Annotated in this window: 20 protein-coding genes; 5 read left to right on the top strand and 15 right to left on the bottom strand. The window is 62.1% G+C overall.

Annotation, left to right across the window (positions count from 1 at the left end; translation table 11 throughout):
• Positions 1-7 precede the first annotated feature (7 nt).
• The 10 genes from ACSBOB_RS19880 to ACSBOB_RS19925 form a co-directional block, all read right to left on the bottom strand.
• A complete protein-coding gene (locus ACSBOB_RS19880; protein WP_442583777.1) occupies positions 8-1,087 on the bottom strand; it encodes an ABC transporter permease in 1,080 nt (359 codons plus the stop codon).
• Positions 1,088-1,100: 13 nt separating this feature from the next.
• On the bottom strand, positions 1,101-1,841 hold the full coding sequence (locus tag ACSBOB_RS19885; RefSeq protein ID WP_442577810.1) for an ATP-binding cassette domain-containing protein: 741 nt from the start codon (positions 1,839-1,841) through the stop codon (positions 1,101-1,103).
• Positions 1,842-2,044: 203 nt separating this feature from the next.
• Positions 2,045-3,115 (bottom strand): BMP family ABC transporter substrate-binding protein, encoded by a 1,071-nt coding sequence (locus tag ACSBOB_RS19890; RefSeq protein ID WP_442577811.1) that lies wholly within the window; start codon positions 3,113-3,115, stop codon positions 2,045-2,047.
• A 72-nt stretch (positions 3,116-3,187) separates the two neighbouring features.
• Positions 3,188-4,108: an ABC transporter permease gene (locus ACSBOB_RS19895; RefSeq protein ID WP_442577812.1), complete on the bottom strand. Its 921-nt coding sequence runs from the start codon at positions 4,106-4,108 to the stop codon at positions 3,188-3,190.
• Between the two features lie 2 nt (positions 4,109-4,110).
• Complete coding sequence (locus ACSBOB_RS19900) at positions 4,111-5,226, bottom strand: ABC transporter permease (protein WP_442577813.1); 1,116 nt, start codon at positions 5,224-5,226, stop codon at positions 4,111-4,113.
• Positions 5,226-6,797: an ABC transporter ATP-binding protein gene (locus ACSBOB_RS19905; RefSeq protein ID WP_442577814.1), complete on the bottom strand. Its 1,572-nt coding sequence runs from the start codon at positions 6,795-6,797 to the stop codon at positions 5,226-5,228. Before ACSBOB_RS19905 ends, ACSBOB_RS19900 begins: the two co-directional genes overlap by 1 nt.
• Before the next feature lie 107 nt (positions 6,798-6,904).
• Positions 6,905-7,882, bottom strand: a complete 978-nt coding sequence (locus ACSBOB_RS19910; protein ID WP_442577815.1) for a quinone oxidoreductase family protein — start codon at positions 7,880-7,882, stop codon at positions 6,905-6,907.
• A gap of 102 nt (positions 7,883-7,984) precedes the next feature.
• Positions 7,985-8,779, bottom strand: coding sequence for a phosphatidylcholine synthase (gene pcsA / locus ACSBOB_RS19915; RefSeq protein WP_442577816.1), 795 nt, complete (start codon positions 8,777-8,779; stop codon positions 7,985-7,987).
• The gene (locus tag ACSBOB_RS19920; protein WP_442577817.1) at positions 8,776-9,390 is read right to left on the bottom strand and encodes a DUF1326 domain-containing protein; all 615 of its coding nucleotides are present in this window, start codon (positions 9,388-9,390) and stop codon (positions 8,776-8,778) included. Before ACSBOB_RS19920 ends, pcsA begins: the two co-directional genes overlap by 4 nt.
• 17 nt (positions 9,391-9,407) lie before the next feature.
• Complete coding sequence (locus ACSBOB_RS19925; RefSeq protein ID WP_442577818.1) at positions 9,408-10,301, bottom strand: DUF2182 domain-containing protein; 894 nt, start codon at positions 10,299-10,301, stop codon at positions 9,408-9,410.
• A gap of 85 nt (positions 10,302-10,386) precedes the next feature.
• On the opposite strand from ACSBOB_RS19925, the gene ACSBOB_RS19930 reads away from it, so the two are divergent.
• On the top strand, positions 10,387-11,601 hold the full coding sequence (locus tag ACSBOB_RS19930; protein ID WP_442577819.1) for a UbiH/UbiF family hydroxylase: 1,215 nt from the start codon (positions 10,387-10,389) through the stop codon (positions 11,599-11,601).
• Here the strand turns inward: ACSBOB_RS19930 and ACSBOB_RS19935 are convergent.
• Positions 11,572-12,540, bottom strand: a complete 969-nt coding sequence (locus tag ACSBOB_RS19935; protein WP_442577820.1) for an AEC family transporter — start codon at positions 12,538-12,540, stop codon at positions 11,572-11,574. The two genes, ACSBOB_RS19930 and ACSBOB_RS19935, sit on opposite strands and share 30 nt — an antisense overlap.
• 123 nt (positions 12,541-12,663) lie before the next feature.
• Between ACSBOB_RS19935 and hspQ the strand changes: the two genes are divergently transcribed.
• Positions 12,664-12,987: a heat shock protein HspQ gene (gene hspQ / locus ACSBOB_RS19940; RefSeq protein ID WP_442583778.1), complete on the top strand. Its 324-nt coding sequence runs from the start codon at positions 12,664-12,666 to the stop codon at positions 12,985-12,987.
• A gap of 138 nt (positions 12,988-13,125) precedes the next feature.
• Here hspQ and ACSBOB_RS19945 read toward each other — a convergent pair whose 3' ends face one another.
• The gene (locus ACSBOB_RS19945; RefSeq protein WP_442577821.1) at positions 13,126-14,388 is read right to left on the bottom strand and encodes a L,D-transpeptidase family protein; all 1,263 of its coding nucleotides are present in this window, start codon (positions 14,386-14,388) and stop codon (positions 13,126-13,128) included.
• A 387-nt stretch (positions 14,389-14,775) separates the two neighbouring features.
• On the opposite strand from ACSBOB_RS19945, the gene ACSBOB_RS19950 reads away from it, so the two are divergent.
• Both ACSBOB_RS19950 and ACSBOB_RS19955 read left to right on the top strand, forming a co-directional pair.
• A complete protein-coding gene (locus tag ACSBOB_RS19950; RefSeq protein WP_442577822.1) occupies positions 14,776-15,846 on the top strand; it encodes a hypothetical protein in 1,071 nt (356 codons plus the stop codon).
• A 321-nt stretch (positions 15,847-16,167) separates the two neighbouring features.
• Entirely contained in the window at positions 16,168-16,788 is a 621-nt protein-coding gene (locus tag ACSBOB_RS19955) for an HNH endonuclease (protein WP_442577823.1), read from the top strand.
• A 309-nt stretch (positions 16,789-17,097) separates the two neighbouring features.
• Here ACSBOB_RS19955 and ACSBOB_RS19960 read toward each other — a convergent pair whose 3' ends face one another.
• A complete protein-coding gene (locus ACSBOB_RS19960) occupies positions 17,098-17,469 on the bottom strand; it encodes a hypothetical protein (RefSeq protein ID WP_442577824.1) in 372 nt (123 codons plus the stop codon).
• 152 nt (positions 17,470-17,621) lie between these two features.
• On the opposite strand from ACSBOB_RS19960, the gene ACSBOB_RS19965 reads away from it, so the two are divergent.
• Positions 17,622-17,999, top strand: a complete 378-nt coding sequence (locus ACSBOB_RS19965) for a hypothetical protein (protein WP_442577825.1) — start codon at positions 17,622-17,624, stop codon at positions 17,997-17,999.
• Here the strand turns inward: ACSBOB_RS19965 and ACSBOB_RS19970 are convergent.
• A complete protein-coding gene (locus ACSBOB_RS19970; protein WP_442577826.1) occupies positions 17,996-18,226 on the bottom strand; it encodes a hypothetical protein in 231 nt (76 codons plus the stop codon). The two genes, ACSBOB_RS19965 and ACSBOB_RS19970, sit on opposite strands and share 4 nt — an antisense overlap.
• Before the next feature lie 115 nt (positions 18,227-18,341).
• A complete protein-coding gene (locus tag ACSBOB_RS19975) occupies positions 18,342-19,076 on the bottom strand; it encodes an N-6 DNA methylase (RefSeq protein ID WP_442577827.1) in 735 nt (244 codons plus the stop codon).
• Positions 19,077-19,238 lie beyond the last annotated feature (162 nt).

Consider the following 19,238-nt stretch of genomic DNA (forward strand, 5'->3'; position numbering starts at 1 on the left):
CCGGATTCTAACGGCGCTTCCAGACGGCCATGCCCTCCAGCATGGTGCGCAGCGACCTTCCGGACGTCTGCATGCCAAGAAGCACCGCGAGAATGATGAAGGCGCCGACGAAAGCGCCCTGCCAGTTGGAATCGATACCGGCCATCAGCAGCGCGTTGCGGATGACCTCCAGGAACGCCGCCCCGATCACCGCGCCGAACGCCGTGCCGTAGCCGCCCATCAGGCTGGCGCCGCCGATCACGGTGCCGGCGATGACGCGCAGTTCGTAGCCGGTGCCCATCGCGTTGATGGCGGAGCCGCTGTAGCCGAGCAGCAGCAGCGACGCGATCGAGGCGGTGAAAGCGCAGAAGACGTAGGCCTGGAACTTGATGCGGTCGACCGGAACGCCGGTCATGCGCGCCGCGTTCTCGTTGCCGCCAATGGCGAACAGATGCCGCGCCCAGGCCGTGAAGATAAAGACGAAGCCGACGACCAGCGCAAGAACCACCATCACCCAGAAATGCGAGGAGAACTCCGGCATCCAGTGCGGCGCCCAGCCGGCCGGCGCCCGCAACGGCCATTTGGCCTGGCCGATCGCCTTGACGATCGGTGCATCCGGCCCGAACTTGTAGATCATCTGGTTGCCGGACAGCACCACGGCCAGCGACCGCGCGATCGACAGCATCCCCAGCGTCACCACGAAGGATGGCATGCCGACATAGGCGACGAAGAAGCCGTTGAAGGCGCCGCAGGCAAGGCCCGCCAGCAGTCCGCCGGCGAAGGCGACGTACCAGCTCTGTTCCCACGACAGCAGGACGCCGGCGACGATCGCCACCAGCCCCATCACCGAACCGACCGAAAGATCGATGCCGCCGGTGATCAGCACGACGGTCATGCCGAGCCCCATAATGGCGATCGGCGAAAAATTGCGGGTGATGTTGGTGATGTTCTCCGACGTTCCGAAGCTGGGCTCCAGCCACGTCATGAACACGAAGAGCACGAACAGCGCGACCGCGACCCAGAACGCCTGGCTGGCCATCAGGCTCTGGTAAAGCGTCCGCTCCCGGATGCCGACGACGTCGGCGATCGAGGCATGGCCCTGCCCCATGGCTTCGCTCTGGCTAGGCGTCACGAATCGCTCCCGTGATGAGGCCGGTGATCTCTTCGGGCGAAGTATCGGCGGTCTTCTTGTCGGCGACCTTGGTTCCGCGCCTGAGCACGATGATGCGGTCGCAGACCTCGAACACGTCCGGCATGCGGTGGCTGATCAGCATGACCGAGACGCCACGCGCCTTCTGGCGGCGGATGAGTTCGAGGACTTCCGCCACCTGCCGCACCGAGATGGCGGCCGTCGGCTCGTCCATCAGCACGAGCTTTGCGTTGGAGAGTCGGGTCCGGGCGATGGCCACTGCCTGCCGCTGGCCGCCGGACATCTTCTTGACGAGGTCGCGCGGGCGGGTTTCGGATTTCAGTTCCGCGAACAGTTGCCCCGCGCGATCCACCATCGCCTGCTTGTCGAGGATGCGGAACGGCCAGACCCCCTTCTTGACCTCGCGTCCCAGGAAGACGTTCTGCGCGGCCGTCAGATTGTCGGCCAGCGCAAGGTCCTGGTAGACCACTTCGATGCCTTCGGAGCGGGCCTCGATCGGCTTGTGGAAATGACAGACCTTGCCGCCGACGACGATCTCGCCTTCGCTGGGCGGGAAATTCCCGGCGATCAACTTGACCATGGTGGATTTTCCGGCGCCGTTGTCGCCCATCAGGCCGACCACTTCGCCTTCTTCCACCGACAGGCTGACATCCGACAGGGCACGGATGGCCCCAAAGCTCTTGCCCACGCCGCGAATTTCGAGCAGCGACATTCACGTCTCCTCCCGTCCTCCAGTCTTTTTCTAAGTTATCACTGGTCGGACCAGAGCAGGCTAGCAGAGATATTTTCCCGCGTCACCACGGGGATTCTTGTCGCGCGCATAAATGTGTTTGCCCGCGCGTTGCAGGCCTTTGGAGATAAGAAAGGGGCGCCCGGTTGCCCGGACGCCCCTCGCATTTCGTGGCGTCGGCCCGCTTATTGCGGCAGCTTGTCGTCGACGCCCTTCACGTAGAAATTCAGGCCGAGCAGCGTGCCGTCGTCGGCGCTCTCGCCGGCCTTCAGCCACTCGGTGCCGTCCTGCTTGGTGATCGGGCCGGTGAACGGCTTCAACTCGCCGGATTCGATCTTGGCCTGGGTCTCCTCGGCCATCTTCTTCACGTCGTCAGGCATGTTGGTGTAGGGCGCCATGGTCAGGATGCCGTCCTTCAGGCCGTCCCAGCTCGACTGGCCGCCCTTCCACGTGCCGTCCAGAACCGCCTTGATCTGCTTCACGTAATAGGGACCCCAGGTGTCCTCGATCGCGGTGAGCTGCGACTTGGGGCCGGCCTTGATCTGGTCGAAGGCCTGGCCGAAGGCATGGATGCCACGCTCTTCAGCGACCTGCATCGGGCCGGTCGAGTCGGTGTGCTGCGTGATGATGTCGACGCCCTGGTCGATCAGCGCCTTGGCGGCGTCGGCTTCCTTGCCGGCGTCGAACCAGGAGTTGACCCACACCACCTTCAGCTTGAAGTCCGGATTGACCGACTGCGCGCCGAGGATGAAGGAATTGATGCCCTGCACGACCTCGGGGATCGGGAACGAGGCGATGTAGCCGGCGGTGCCGGTCTTCGACATCTTCGCGGCGATCTGGCCGATGATGTAGCGGCCCTCATAGAAGCGCGAATTGTAGGTGGTGAGGTTCGGCGCGGTCTTGTAGCCGGTCGCATGCTCGAACTTCACGTCCGGGAATTTCTCAGCCACCGCCACCGTCTGGTCCATGAAACCGAAGGAGGTGGTGAAGATGATGGCGCATTTGGAGCGGGCGAAACGCTCGATGGCGCGCTCGGCGTCCGGGCCTTCCGGCACGTTTTCGAGGAAGGCGGTCTCGACCTTGTCGCCGAGTTCCTTCTCGACCAACTGGCGGCCCAACTCGTGCGCCTGCGTCCAGCCGCCATCGGTCTTGGAGCCGACATAAAGGAAGCAGGCCTTGATCTTGTCCTGCGCCATGGCCGGCATGGCGACGCTGAGCGCCAGCGCCGCAGCCAGTCCGAATACGATCTTTTTCATTTCCGTCCGATCCTCTGTGGTTTGGAGCAATGGCGGGCTTCTGCCCTTATGGTTCTTCTACAATTCCCTACCCTATCTGTCAGGCACGAAGGCGCGGCCAAGCGAAGCCGGCGTGTTCATCATCGTAAGCCGTCGATTGCGCGAAATTAGTACGAGAACGATGACCGTTGCCAGATAGGGCAGCGCAGAAAGCAGTTGAGAAGGTATGCCGAGGCCCAGCGCCTGCGCATGCAACTGGCCGATCGTCACCGCGCCGAACAGGTAGGCGCCGGCCAGCACGCGCAGCGGCCGCCACGACGCGAACACGACCAGCGCCAGCGCGATCCAGCCGCGGCCGGCCGTCATGTTCTCCACCCATTGCGGCGTATAGACCAGCGACAGATGCGCACCGGCGAGCCCCGCACAGGCGCCGCCGAAGATCACCGCGAGGTAGCGGTAGCGGATGACCGGGATGCCGAGCGCGTGCGCCGAACCATGGTTGTCACCGATGGAGCGCAGCGTCAGCCCGGTGCGCGTCCGGAACAGGAACCAGATGACGCCCGCCGTCAGCGCGATCGACATGTAGAAGATCGGATCCTGCCCGAACACCAGCTTCCCGATCAGCGGAATGTCGGACAGGACCGGGATGTAGAGGCTGGGCAGCCGCTCTCCGGCCGAACCGACGAAATTCTCGCCGATCATGCCGGACAGGCCGAGGCCGAGCAGCGTCAGCGACAGGCCCGTCGCCACCTGGTTGGTGGCGATGGAGAGCGTCAGGAAGGCGAACAGCAGCGAGAAAACCGCGCCGGCCGCTATGCCGCCGAGCACGCCGATCCATGGCGAGCCAGTCAGCGCGGCGGCGACGAAACCGCAGGCCGCGCCCATCACCATCATGCCCTCGACGCCGAGATTGAGCACGCCAGAGCGCTCGACCACCAGTTCGCCGAGTGCGGCGATCAGCAGCGGCGTGGCGGCCGTGGCGATGGTGAGAAGGATGCTTTCAGCGATGCCCATGGTCAGGCTCCTTCGACCGCTTTGAGAGCAGGCGTCTCGACCGGCTTCGGCGCTGCGAAGCCGACAAAACGCACGCGATAATGGATGAGCGTGTCGCAGCCGAGCACGAAGAACAGCAGCATGCCCTGGAAGACGCGGACCACCTTGTCGGAGAGGCCGAGCGAGATCTGCGCCGCCTCGCCGCCGAGATAGGTGAGGCCGAGGATCAGGCCGGAAGCGATGATGCCAAGCGGATTAAGCCGGCCGAGGAAGGCGACGATGATGGCGGTGAATCCATAACCGGGCGAGATGGTCGGCTGCAGATAGCCGATCGCGCCGGAGACCTCCGAGATGCCGGCCAGTCCCGCCAGCGCTCCGGAAACCATGAAGGCGAAGAACACCATCTTCGAGGAACTGAAACCCGCGTAGCGCCCTGCCCGCGGGCTGCCGCCGAGTACGCGGATCTCAAAACCCTTCAACGTGCGAGTAACCAGTATCCAGGCAAGCACCGCCGCGACCAGCGCGAAGACGATGCCGAGATTGGCCGAGTCGCCGTTCGGCAACAGTTTTGGCAGAACGGCGTCGTCGCTGAAGGTAATGGAGCGCGGAAAATTGTTGCCCTTTGGATCACGCCACCAGCCCCGCACCAGCCAGTCGAGGAAAAGCTGGGCGATGTAGACCAGCATCAGGCTGGTCAGAATTTCGTTGGTGTTGAAGCGCGTCTTCAGCAGCGCCGGTATCGCCCCGTATAGCGCGCCGCCGATCATGCCCATGATCAGCATCAGCGGCAAAAGCAGTGGCCCCTGGAACTCCGGCACCATGACCGGCAGGATCGAGCCGACGATGCCGCCGATGACGAACTGGCCCTCGGCGCCGATGTTCCAGTTGTTGGAGAGGTAGCAGATCGACAGTCCGACGGCGATGAGGATCAGCGGCGCGGCCTTCACCGTCAGCGCCTCCAGCGACCATGTCTCGCGCAGCGGGTCGACAAAATAATAATAGAGCGCGTCGATCGGGTTCTTGCCGAGCAGCGAAAACAGGATCGCGCCGAAGATCAGCGTCAGCGCCAGCGCGATGAAGGGCGACAGCGCCGAAAACAGCGCCGACTGCTGCGGCCTTTTGACGAGTTCGACGCGCATCAGGCTGTCTCCATCCCAACGGCGGCATGGCCGGGTTCGGCCCCGCCCATCAGCAGGCCGATCTTCTCGAACGTCGCTTCGGCGATCGGCAGCGGCCTCGACAATGCGCCATTGTGCATCACCGCGATGGCATCGGAAATCTCGAACAACTCGTCGAGATCCTGGCTGATCACCAGCACGGCCGAACCGGAGCGCGCCAGTTCGATCAGCGACTGACGGATCTTTGCCGCCGCGCCCGCATCGACGCCCCAGGTCGGCTGGTTGACGACCATTACCGAGGGCCGGCGGTCCAACTCGCGGCCAATGATGAATTTCTGCAGATTGCCGCCCGAAAGTGCTGCGGCCTCGGGGTCGCGGGCGCTCTTGCGCACGTCCATGACCTCGATGATGCGCTGCGCGGCCGCATCGACCGCTGATGTCTTGACCATGCCGCCAGCCCCGACGAAGGCCTTATGGTCGGTCGCGTAACGCGACAACAGCAGGTTTTCGGAAAGCTTCATGCGCGGCGCCGCGCCATGTCCGAGCCGTTCCTCCGGCACGAAGGCTGCGCCGAGCAGGCGACGGCCGGTGATCGACAGGCGCCCGGCATCCTTGCCGCGAATGCGGATCGTGCCGGCATCCGCCTGCATCGCCTCGCCGGAGACCGCTTCGAAGAACTCGCCCTGCCCGTTGCCGGCAACACCGGCGATGCCGATCACCTCGCCGGCGCGCACGCTCAGGCTGATGCCGCGCAGCGGGATCGAGAACGGCGTTGCCGGCGTACGAGCCAGGTTCCGAATCTCCAGAAGCGCCGCGGCCTTGTCCATCCCTGCCACCGGCTGACGCACGACAGCCTGCACCTCGTTGCCGACCATCATGCGAGCCAGTGACGATGCGGTCTCCTTGCGTGGATCACAATGGCCGACCACCTTGCCGTGCCGCAGCACGGTCGCCGCGTCGCACATACGCTTCACCTCTTCGAGGCGATGCGAGATGTAGAGGATCGATTTTCCCTCGGCGCGCAGCCGGTCGAGCGTCTCGAACAGCTTGTCGGCCTCCTGCGGCGTCAGCACCGAGGTCGGCTCGTCGAGGATGATCAGTTGCGGCGTCTGCAACAGGCAGCGGATGATCTCGATGCGCTGGCGCTCGCCGACCGAAAGATCGCCGACCAGCGAATACGGATCGAGCGGCAGGCCGTAGGCATGCGACAGCGCTTGCGCCTTCGCCGCAATGGTCGAGATCGGCGTGTCGCCTTCGAGCGACAGCGCAATATTCTCGGCCGCGGTCAGCGCGTCGAACAGTGAAAAATGCTGGAATACCATGCCGATGCCGAGTTTTCTTGCGGCGCTCGGGCTGGCGATGCGCACCGGCTGGCCCTGCCAGCGGATTTCGCCGGCATTGGGCTCCAGCGAGCCGAACAGCATTTTCACCAGGGTCGATTTGCCCGCGCCGTTTTCGCCGAGCAGCGAATGGATCTCGCCCTTGCCGACCGTCAGGTCCACATGGTCGCACGCTTTCAGCGCGCCGAATATCTTTGTGAGGCCACGCACCTCAAGCAGAGGCGCGGCTTGCCCGCCGTTTTGTGCACTCACGGTGCCCCCAGTCTGTTTGCCAGCTGTGTTTTATGTTCCCGAGACCATCGTAGGACGGACGCGGCGCGAACGCAAAGCGTACGGCTCTTGAAAGTGCTTCAAGAAAATCAGGGGATCAGCACGGTCGTGCCGGTGGTCTTGCGGGCCTCCAGATCGGCATGGGCGCGCGCGGCGTCGGCAAGCTTGTGGCGCTGATTGACGACGATCTCGACCGTGCCGTCCGCAATAACGCCGAACAGCGCCGCAGCCGCCGCTTCCAGCTCTTCGCGCTTGGCGATGTAGGTGAACAGCGTCGGCCGTGTCGCGTAGAGCGAGCCTTTCTGCGACAGGATGCTCATGGCGAACGGCGGGATCGGGCCGGAGGACTGGCCAAAACTGACGAACATGCCGCGCGGCTTCAGGCAATCGAGCGAGCCGGGAAACGTATCCTTGCCGACCGAGTCATAGACCACGTCACAGAGTTTTCCGCCGGTGATGTCCTTCACCGCCGCGACAAAGTCGCTGTCGCGATAGTCGATCACGTGGTCGTAGCCGTGCTTTTTCGCCAGCGCCACCTTGTCGGCGGAGCCCGCCGTGCCGATGACGGTCGCGCCGAGATGTTTTGCCCACTGGCCGGCGATCAGGCCGACGCCGCCGGCCGCCGCATGGAACAGGATCGTGTCGCCCGGCTTCACCGCAAAGGTCCGGCGCAGAAGATATTCTGCCGTCAGGCCCTTCAGCATCGCCGCTGCCGCCTGCTCGTCACTGACGCCTTCCGGCACTTTCACCAACCGGTCGGCGGCGATCACGCGCTCTTCGGCGTAGGCGCCGAGAGGCGTGGTGTAGGCGACGCGATCGCCGACCTTCAATCCTTGGACACCCTCGCCGATCTCCTTGACTACGCCCGCCGCCTCGCCGCCGGGCGTGAGTGGAAGGCCGTTGGGCGGCGGATAGAGGCCGGTGCGATAATAGACGTCGATGAAATTCAGTCCGATTGCCTTATGGGCGACAATCACCTGCCCCGGACCGGGCTTGCCGGGATCGGCATCCTCATAAGTCAGGACTTCGGGGCCGCCATGGGCGTGTATGCGGACTGCTTTGGACATCGGAACTCCGGAGGTAAGTGCCGGGGACAGTTTACTTTTTGCCCCCAGGGGCATCGCCATTCAAGATAGTTGCGAGGGGCAAAAAGTAAACTGTCCCCTGCCTTATCCCTTCTTCGCCCCGAGGTTGGGAAAGAACTGCATGACGATGCCGATGCAGAAAAGATAGATGCCGCTGACCGATATGCCGACCTTGGTGAAGAAGCTGACATTTTCCGTCAGCAACCCGATCTTGTTGTACCAGGCGGCAAGCGCGGCCTCTGCAAGCGCCAGCGCGCCGAAGGCGCACCACAAAAGCGTCACGCCGAGATTGATCGGCCGCAGCCGAACCACGCGCACAGGGTGGATGAAATAGACCGGCACGAAGGTGGTGATGCCGGCGACTACCACCACGGCGAAGGAAATCCACTCGCCGGGCTCGATGACGAAAAGCGTGAACACAACCATGTTCCAGACGACCGGAAAACCCTTGAAGAAATTCTCTTTCGTCTTCATGCCGGTGTCGGCGTAGTAGATCGCGCTCGACACCACGATGATGGCGGCCGACAGGAACGAAAGCCCCTCACCCATCAGCCCGCGCTGGTAAAGCGCGAAGGCCGGGATAAGCACGTAGGTCACGTAGTCGATGATGTTGTCGAGCAGTTCGCCCGACCAGGTCGGCAGGATTTCCTTGACCTCCAGCTTGCGCGCGATCGGCCCGTCTATGCCGTCGACGAACAGCGCCAGCCCCAGCCACCAGAACATCGCCGTCCAGCGTTCCTCGCTGGCGGCGACCAGCGACAGGAAAGCCAGGAACGAGCCGGACGCGGTCAGCAGATGAACGGAAAACGCCCGCGCCTGCGGCCACGTCACCTTCTTCTTCGGCTTGGGAATGCGCTGGGAAAGCGGTTTGCCGGTCACGGTCCGTGCCAATCCAGCTTGCAGATCTCGGCAGAGCGTCCGGCAAAATTCCAGTTGCGGCCGAAAGCGCGCATCCGGCTTTTTTCCGCCTTGGCGACGATGATCTCCGGCGCGATCCAGTATTCTGAATTGGTGATGACCGTATCCTTGCCGCGCTCTTTGCCCGGCACCGGCGTAACCACACCGTCGATGATCTTGGGGATTTGGAAGATTCGCGTGCGGTCCTGCGTCTCGTAGGTGATCGGCGCCTGCTCGACGCCAAGGAACTTTCCGACGAGGATAGACAGCAGCGACGTGGTGCCGCCCGCCTTGCCGGAGAAGATTTTCGCGAATGCCTTCTGCGCGTAGATCGAGGCGCGCTTGTCGACGAACAGGCCGGCGGTCCAGTTACCCCGGCTCATATAACCGGGGATTTCCATGATCAGGCCGAGGTTCAGGCCGGACAGGTCGACCTCGCCGAAATGGCCGGCATCGATACGGAATCCCGCCCAGGTCTGGCAATAGCCTTCCGTCGGCGGGTGCGACCCCAGCGACAGCACGCAAGGGCAGAAAACGGTGCAATTGCAGGAGAGTACCAACTCTCCTTTCATCGCCCAGCTCGGCTCCGCCATCTCGCTCCCCTGGATTCTCACGCGCCAGTAAACAGCAGCGCGCCGGCCCATACAAGCAGGATCGTTCCGGCCAGCCTGCCGACCAGCCGACCCGGCATCTGCTTTTCCACAACGGCAAACAGCGCCAGCAGCACCATCCAGAACAGGTTCATGGTGCCAACGGCAAACATCACCAGCATCAGCGCCCAGCAGCAACCGAAGCACCAGACGCCTTCGTCGACGCCAAGCCGGAAGATCGCGGCGGGCCTCGTGCTCCAGCGGGAGAACAGGATCGGGAAAGGCATCCGGCATTTTTTCAGGCAGGCTTCCTTCAGCGCGCTGAACTGGTAGAGGCCGGCGATGGTGAGCAGCGCGGCCGCTATCCATGGCGATGCCGAGGCGAATGGCGCGGCGGAAAACACCGAGCGAAACACCAGGTCGAGCAGGGCAAAACCGACCGCCGCCGCCAGCCAGACGGAGAGGTAACCGGCGACCAGCACGAGCGGGTGAACCGCAGACTCGCCTTTCGCGGCGGCCGTGTCGGCGATCTCGCAATAGGTCTTCACCATCGGCGCCGCCGAGGGCAGCATCATCGCCACGGCCATCAGGAACCACATCGCAGTCGCGAGGAGGAACTGGCCGGGCGTCGATCCGGCCGCCGTGACCGGATTGAGGCAAAGGGCAACGAAATAATCCATGAACGCCGGCAGTGGCAACGACGCTAACCCGCCCAGCAACCCGTCGCCGGCAAGACTTTCGCCCGGCGGCCGCGTCTCGACCCCGCGCAAGGCGAGTGTAGCCAGCCCCGTCCACACCAGCCCGATCGCCACGGCAAGCACGATCCAGACGGCAGGCGCCGGCTTCGCCGACAGGCGTCCCGCCGCGCGTCCGCTGCGATCGAGAGCCGGAAAATCAAAACCGTCGCTGCTCATAACCTGCCTGTGGCCAAACCGCCGCGTTGATCCGAACCGCACCGGACCATATACCAATAGGCGGTTGCAACCGGGTAGCGGACGCATGGCAGCAAACAGCGAAAGCACCGATGTCATCGTGGCGGGAACCGGGCCGGCGGGCATGCTCGCCGCGCTGGCCTTTTCACGCACCGGGTTTTCGGTGGCATTGGCCGGTCCCGCAGCAAACCGGGCCGACGGGCGGACGACGGCGCTGATGGCGCCGGCGCTGGCCGTTCTCGACAGCGTCGGGGTGCTCTCCGAGATCGAACCCCAGGCGGCACCGCTGCGCATCATGCGGATCGTCGACGGCACGCGCCGGCTGGTGCGCAGTCCGGTTGTCACCTTCCATGCCGGGGAGATCGGCGAGCCACACTTCGGACTGAACATCCCGAACCAGGTGCTGAACCGCGCTCTGGAGTCGGCCGTGCGGCAGTCGCCGGATATCCGCTGGCACGAATCGCTGGTTGAGAGATGGGATATTGACGAAGCGCAGGTTGCCGCGCGGCTCATCGACGGTTCAGCGGTTGCCGCGAAGCTCGCTGTCGCCGCCGACGGTCGCAACTCGCCGGCCCGCGCCGCGGCGGGCATCCGAGTCTCGACAAAAACCTATCCGCAATCGGCGCTGGTGCTGAGTTTCGCCCACACACGCGGCCACGCCTTCACGTCCACCGAATTCCACACCGAGAACGGCCCGTTCACGCAGGTTCCGCTTCCGGGCGACCGGTCGAGCCTCGTCTGGGTCATGCCGCCGAAAGAGGCCGAGCGGCTGGCGAGCCTGCCGGTTGAAGAACTTTCCCGCATTGTCGAAAAGCGCATGCAATCCATGCTCGGCAAGGTGACGGTCGATTCGACCTGCCAGATCTATCCGCTGTCGGCCAGCCTGCCGGCGGCATTCGCGAAAAACCGCATCGCGCTTGTCGGCGAGGCCGCGCACATGTTTCCGCCGATCGGCGCCCAAGGGTTAAACCTAGGCGTGAGAGATATCCATCAACTTGTTGAAATCGCGTCAAATAATCGCGACGACCCAGGAAACGTCAAAGCCATGGCGGCCTATGATACAAAACGCCGGCCCGACATTCTGGCCCGCACCGGCGCGGTCAGCCTGCTCAATCGCTCGCTGCTGTCCGATCTCCTGCCGGCGCAGCTTGCGCGGAGCGCGGGGCTCGGCGCGCTTGGCGCATTCGCTCCGCTGCGCGCTCTGTTCATGCGCGAAGGGTTGAGGCCGGGCAGCGGCTTTTCGTCATTCTTCTCAACGGTTCGGGAACAGGTCCGGCGGTAGCGCGCCGGTGGTGATCAGGTAGAGCAGCGCCGTCACCGAAAACACCGACAGGCAGGTGGTGATCAACACGCTTGCCGAGGCGCGCTCGACCCAGATGCCATATTGCTGTGCAATGACGAAGACGTTGGTGGCGGTTGGCAGCGAGGCGAGCAGCACGGCGGTGTAGATCCAGCCGTGCGGATAGTCGCCGATCCAACTCAGTACCACGTAGCAGAGCGCCGGATGCACCGTGAGCTTCAGGATGGCGATCGGCGCAAGTTCCATAGGCATCCGCCGCAACGGGCGCAGCGCCAGCGTCACGCCCATGGCGAACAAGGCGCAAGGTGCTGCGGCGCGCGCCAGATAATCCAGCAGGCGCTCTATCGGCATGGGCGGACGAAATTCGAACGCCGCAGCCGCGACGCCGACTGCCGTCGCAATAATGAAGGGATGCAGCACGATCTTGCGGACCACACCGAGCGCAAGCCGCATAGGCGGCTCGCCCCTCCCCCCGGCCAACGCCATCATCATCGGCGCCACGGCGAAATGCATGATGTTCTCGAAGCAGAAGATCAGCGCTACGGGCACCGCCGCTTCCTCGCCGAGCGCGAGCAGGGCGATGCCCGGCCCCATGAAGCCGATATTGCCGTAGGCGGCAGCGAGGCCGCGCAGCATCGACTGGCCGATGTCGCCACGTGACGCCAGCATCGAGCCGACGAACATCAAGGAGAAGATGACGTAGGTCGAGAAGACGGCCCCAAAGATAAAGCCCCAGGCGGTCAGTTGCTCGATCGGCGTCTTGGCCAGCAGCTGGAAGAACAGCGCCGGCAGCGCAACGTAGAGGATGAACATATTCATCCAGCCGAGCGCCTCCAGCGGCTGCCGCGTCAGCCGTGCGACGAAGAACCCGATGAAGATGAGCCCGAAGAACGGGATGACGAGGCCGATGACGTCGTACATGACTCTCGCGCGGTTGGCGGTGAGGCGGCGCTAACCCGTTGTTCGGCAAGGCGTCAAGCTGACGGATTGAAATTGCCGGCCGGTTGCGCCAAATAAGGACGCAAGGTGCTTACCATGATCAATATGAAGGCGGCAAAATTCGGAATCGGCCAGGTGGTGCGCCACCGGCATTTCCCATTCCGCGGCGTCATCTTCGACATCGATCCGGAATTCAACAACAGCGAAGAGTGGTACCAGGCGATTCCCGCGGAGGTGCGTCCCCGCAAGGACCAGCCGTTCTACCATCTGCTCGCGGAAAATTCCGACACCGAATATATCGCCTACGTCTCCGAGCAGAACCTGCTCGAAGACCAGTCCGGAGAACCGGTCCGCCATCCGCAGGTGCACGAGATGTTCCGGAAATCGGCAGACGGGCGCTATTATCCGCGGGACAGCCTGAAACACTGAGCGGGCTGTGGGGCGGTTCACCTTCAGTTGCTCGAAAGAGCATCTTCGACTCATCCGATTCGATAGCTGAGCTGCCTTCGGTCGGACACGAAAAAGGCCGCCATTTCAGGCGGCCTTGGTTTCTGCCCGAATATCTGCTTACAGCGCCGACGTGATCTGCAGTTCCTCAACGCCGTCGCGCGCATAAATGTCGTCGCGCAGGTGGACGACGCCCTCGCCGGTCGACCAGGCGGAGATGTAGGTGAAATACACCGGCACCGGATTGACCACCTGGACCGGCGTGTTTTCACCGGCCTTGATCGTCGCCTCGAGATGCTGCCGAGTCCAGCCGGGCGTGTCGCGCAGAATCCACACCACGAGGTCGCGCACGTTCTGGACGCGCACGCAGCCCGAAGAATCGAAGCGCATCAGCTTGTTGAACAGGCCCTGCGACGGCGTGTCGTGCATGTAGACGTTTTCGGGGCTCGGGAAGTTGATCTTCACCGAGGCCATGGCGTTGATCGCGCCCGGATCCTGGCGGAAGCGGAATTTTGCCGCGTCCTCCGTCGACCAGTCGATGGTCGTCGGGTCGATCTCCCCGTTCGGCCCGAACATGCGGATATGGTTCTCGACCAGATATTTCGGATTCTTGCGCATCAGCGGGATGATGTCCTTGCGGACGATCGATTCCGGCGCGTTCCAGTAAGGATTGACGATGATCTCGTTGATCTTGGAATTGAGGATCGGCGTCTGGCGGTCGATCTTGCCGACGATCGCGGTGTGGCGTGACACGACGCGGTCGCCCTCGACCGCCTCGATCTGCGCGGCCGGAACATTGACCATCACGTAGCGGTCGCCGAGGAAGCCGGACATCGAGCGGAGGCGCACAAGGTTGGTCTCGAGCTGGCCGAGCCGGACCTGCGCCGAGACGTTCATCGCCTTGAAGCTGTACTGACCCATGACGCCATCCGCCGGCAGGCCGTGGCGCGCCTGGAAGCGCTTGACCGCGGCGTCGACATAGGTGTCGAACGAGGGCGAGATGCCGGCATTGGGTGAAAGGTCGCCCGACACCATCAGGCGCTTGCGCAACACCTCGACATCCGAATCGGCAACGCCGAGCTTGAGCTTCTTGTTGGCGGGAACCACCGGCCAGCCGCCGGCCGAAACGATGCCCTGATACTGGCCGATCGCCGCTTCGATGTAGGAAACCGTCTGCTGGCTGAAGATCGGGGTGCGCGACGTGACCTTGGCGCCGGCCGTCGCCTTTGCGTCGAATTCATCGTCCCAGTTGCCGCGGCGCGACGATTTCAGAACGTTGCCAACAGCGTCCGCGTCCTCGGCAAAGGCGCTGCCCGCGAAGAGGGATGCTGCAACGGCTGCAGTGCCGGTAAGAAACGAGCGACGGCTGGGGGTGTTTGACATTCCGGACTATTTCCTGCTTTCGACCACGGACCTCATGCGTCCGGAGACTAAATCGGCCAATCTTAACAATTGACCAACCATGACCGGGCGTCACCTCAATTCCGGTGATCGCGACGCAATTCCGCGTGATGACTGCCTCTCACGGCAGTACCCGGAGCTTTGGAATTTCATCCGAATATGGCGGCAACGTGACCAAGGTCGAGGCATCATCACCGGGCGTCGATCGCTTTGCCGTGGAACACGGGCCAGCGCGATTGGCTGGTAAGGCCCCGCACCCGCACACGACCACTGCTGAGAGCCGACAAATTCACAGAAAGGTTGCGAAACGGCCTCGCCTTGAAAGAAATAACTGCTATTCTCAGCCAACTATATTGGAGGAGGAAATCTATGGGTTCTTTTTTCAAACGGCTTATACTCTCGCTTGCCATCGTCTCAATCGGAATCGGTGCCGTCGACGCACAGGAGACCACCAAGGATGTCTACGTAGAGCCGGGGCAAGCGACAATCATAGAATCCGGCAGTTGCATTCAGGTAGTTGTGCCGACGGACAAGAAAAATATAGAGACTATCGCGTCGAACGGCATCACTCATGCACTCTACACCGCGCCGGCCGGAATGGCACCCGCGAAAGTAACGCTCAAGGTTGGCGGCGCAGTAGCGACCGACAAAAGCTGTCCGGACGGCAAGGACACGGAGTATCTGGTTTCGCTTGGCACCACGCCGGAAATTCCGCCGGATTCTCTCAACAAGTCCTTCACCATCCTAGTGACGGCGTTCGTGCTCGCCCTCCTTCTCGAGAGTGCTTTCGCGCTGCTATTTAACTGGCGGCTTTTTCAGGAATTCTTCGTCGGAAAAGCTTGGCGTACGCCGATCATGTTCGCTGGAGCGCTGATGGTAGTGCGCAACTTTGATCTCGACCTGATGGCGAAACTGTTCGACGCTTATAATCCGCAGGCTGTCGGCGAGGCATCGCGGAGCACTTGGTTCACTTCGGCGATAACTGCGATGATTCTCGCGGGAGGCAGTGTAGGCGTCAACCGCATCCTCGTGGCGCTCGGATTTCGCAGTCAGATTCGCGAGGACGTAGAGGCGCCGAAACTGGACGAGACGCAAGCATGGGTCGCTGTGCTGGTGCGCAGCAAGCAGCCGGTTGCGATGGCGAAAGTTAACATAAGCGAGGTCGACAAGCCGGCCACGCCACTGCCAGCGACAGCCGGAATCATTCGCCCGCGTCCCTACGACAGCAGATTGAAGGAATTGCTGTTTCCAAACCGCAATCGCGTTCCATCGAGCGGTGGCAAGTTGGTCGGCACCGACAAGGTCTACGAGATCACGGTGGAAGCGAACGGGAAGACCTATGACGCCGTGACAAGCAAGGAAGTCACGAAAGAGGTCCCGGCAAAGCAGATTCGCTTCGGGTCGCGCGCCATCATCGACCTTGACGTGAATATACCTTGAGAGAGTCCGTTCTTGGCGTGCTAGGTGGCCCAGTCTCGACGCCGGGCCGCCCCTTCACATCCGATAGGCGATCGTATCGTTCCCCCGATCGCCTAGAGTTTTGTTTCCGCTAGTTAATCCGATGCGTGGGCACGCTGCGGGCACGCAGGCCTCGTATCCGGGCTAACGGGGCATGTCGGCGAGACACGTGGCTCGACGGTGCAGAAAGGTCTGGCACGCTCCCCGGTGCTCCGACATCGCACCCTATAGGGTGGGAGGGTGGGGGTGGCGATAGCCACGGGCGCGTAATATCCTTTCCTTTGCACTTCTTTGGGTGGGACGATGCCAAGGCAAGAGCGCGGACTTCCCGCGTACACGCTGTACCAAGTTAAAGCCGACATGATTCACCGGGCAGTTTCAGCGCTGCGTGACGGCAAGACGCACGCGTTTGGCCGCTCCACCGATTACGACGTACTTTTGCCCTCTGGAGAACGTCTCCCGCCTAAAGCGGTGTTTGGGCTAGCGCTTGAGGAGGTCATCCGACAACCGGCAATCCCCGAGTATTTCAAGGGAGGAAGTCGGACAATCTGTTTCAAGGTCATCCAGCGCGCCGGTTACCGAATCGTACCTAAAGCAGAATGGTATGAGGATGCGGACGACGACTCGGTTCAAGAGGGCACGGCGGTCCTGCGCCTCCATTTCGAAAAGGAGAGAAGCTCGGCGTTAGTCAGGGACTTCAAGAGCCGATTCCGCGTCGCGAACGGCGGTAAACTCATCTGTCAGGTGTGCGGGCTAGATCCTGAAACACTGGGACCGTTCGGTGACGCTTGTATCGAGGTTCACCACTCCGATACTCCCGTTGCGAAGATGAAGCCGGGACACCGGAGCAAGACATCCCACTTGATGGCCGTTTGCGCAAACTGCCATCGCATTATTCATAGGCAGATGTTGGCTGCTGGGTAACCGTTCTAGCTGCCCGCAAGCCGTTCATGCTGGCGCAGTCTCCTTCGGGACGATTAGGTCGGCAAAAGGAGAGCTGCGCCTGCATGGGTCAGTCCTCGTGCCGATCAAAATGCTCGTCGGCGGACTTCTGTATCGCCTCAGCTTGTGGGCTCTCGGAGACCCAAACCTGTCCCGGACCCACGCCGAGTTTCCTGCTTCCGGATAGCCGTGCGTTTTTCCGACTGAACGCCAAGACAGTTACGCAACGGTCGCCGTGCTTGACTTGGTACCTGTCGCCGTAGGGAGTTTCGTACATCGTCACCCCTCCCCTTAAGCCGCCAGCGCCACGCAGGCGCGCAGGTCGCGGTTGGCAGTGTCGAGCTGGGCGTTCATGCGCGTGAGCGATCCCGTGACGCCGTCCATTGGGTCTTTCGCGGTAGCGATGGCAAGGCGGGTAAAGCCATCGGGGCTTTCGCCAACGGAGAGGCGGATGGCGGTCGCCCCAGTCAGCAAGCCACCAAGCGTGTTGACGCGGTGCCATTGGGCTTTGCCGGAACGGACAACATCGGCGGCGTCATCGGTCATTTCGAGGAAGGTGCCAGCGGGAGCACGCTCGACGTTAAAGGCGATGGTTTCACCGTAGGCAGAAACGAATACGGCGCGCTGCTTGCCTTTGCAGGTGTAAATGTGGTCGGATTTCATGGGTTTGACTTTCTTTATAGGGGTATATTGCTCCTACTATTTACAGTTGTAAATACATTTTAACGTATACTTTAGATATTGCCTAAAGGCTCAGCACTATCGCGAAGGCGGCGAATCCCGCTATACGTCGCAAATCGCTTTTGGAGGCTTCGATGCCAAAACCACTCGACCTGTCAGATTATTCGCTCGACGACCTTTCCTCCCTCATTGATGAGGCGACAAAGCTGCGCGCGGAAAAGGTCGAAGCCCGCAAGCAGGAGCTGCGCTCGGAACTGGACGCAAAGCGGAAAGAGGTTGAAGCCGAGTTGGCAAAGCTTGGTGCCCCCACGTCCGGTCCACGCCTGCCCGCCGGTCTGTCAGAGGGCCGCAAAAGGGTGGCACGATTTACCTATAGGCATCCCAAGACCGGTGATGAGTGGCCCGGCAAGGGCGGCGTAAAGGCTGGTTGGGAGGATATTCTCGACAAGGGTGATGTCGGGGACGTGCGGAAGGAGAAGCTGACCCCCTACCGCAAGGCGATCGAGCGCTAGTCGTCCGGAAAATCGTAAAACGCCACGGTTGCCAGCTTATAGGGCAGGAGGATCGTCAAAATGGCTTCCGCGTGAAACGTATTCCAATTGTTGCCAATCATATGCACAACCACCCTTAAAACGCGGTTCTTCGTAATTATTTGGCCGGTGATCCTGCCAAGTTCGTCGACGTAGACGTCATAGTCCTGCGGCGCCGTGGCGTTCTTTCGGTAAAACTCGATGACCATCCTGTCCCCACAAACTGGCATGAATCCCCATCTTGGCAGATGGCGACTCCGGGGTGAATCGGCCTGCGGTTGAACCCAAGATGTCTTTTCAGAATTTGGGGTTGCAGGGGCTGGATCACAGCGAGAGCGAAAATTGCTCGGACTCCTGGGGGGCTTCGGGTTCCGGTTCTGGCGCCTTCTTTGGCTGCTCGATCTTCTCTGTCAGGCCTTGAACGATAAGCTGCTGTGCGCGGTTCTCGCCAAACCACTCCAGCACGCCGCCAGTGGGCGTCCGGTGATATTCGTAGCCGCCGTAAGCCTTTAAGGTCAGGGCATTTCCCCACACCACCTCGCCGTTCACATTCCGGCAAAGCATGTTAAGGGCGGTCATCTTCACACAACGCAGATCGAGGTCGACGCCATGGAAGGATGCGAGCCGGTTGCGCCTGGTCGCCGCCAGAAGGGTGCGACCGCTCCCGCAGGCTGGGTCATAAACTCGCTGCCCGTCTTCGAGCTTTTTTGTGGTCATCGCCGCCAGCAGTTCGCATAATGATTCCTGGGTGAAGAACTGGCCGTTTTCACCAAGCGACACCCGGCTCTCATAAATCTCGCCGAGATAGTCCCGGTACTCGTCCTTCAACGCCATCTGCCAAGCGGCAAAGGCCTCCGCGAAAAGGTCGGCTTCGCGCTCGCCAACTTTCCGATCGTTCGGGTAGCGCTTGGTGATCTCCATATACTCCCGCTCCTGCTTTGCCAGCGCGTGACAGCAGAGGGAAAGGTAGTCGTCATACACCTTCGAAAAGCCGTGTCCGCGACCGGCGATGCGGTCGAGCGGGTCGGTAATGGTCTTGATGAGGTCGGGCCGGGCCATGCCGCAGTATAGGCCCTGCGAACCAACTCCCGAAGTATTACAACGGGGCTTTACGGACTATAAGAAAGTATTGGACGTATACAGCGGGGTGTGCGTGAATGATTCATGGGCGGTCCGCACCGAACCGCGCCGCCCAGACGATTTAACGGTTCGGCGTCAAAT

This window comes from Mesorhizobium sp. KACC 23794, from assembly GCF_052180275.1.
Lineage (GTDB): Bacteria > Pseudomonadota > Alphaproteobacteria > Rhizobiales > Rhizobiaceae > Kumtagia.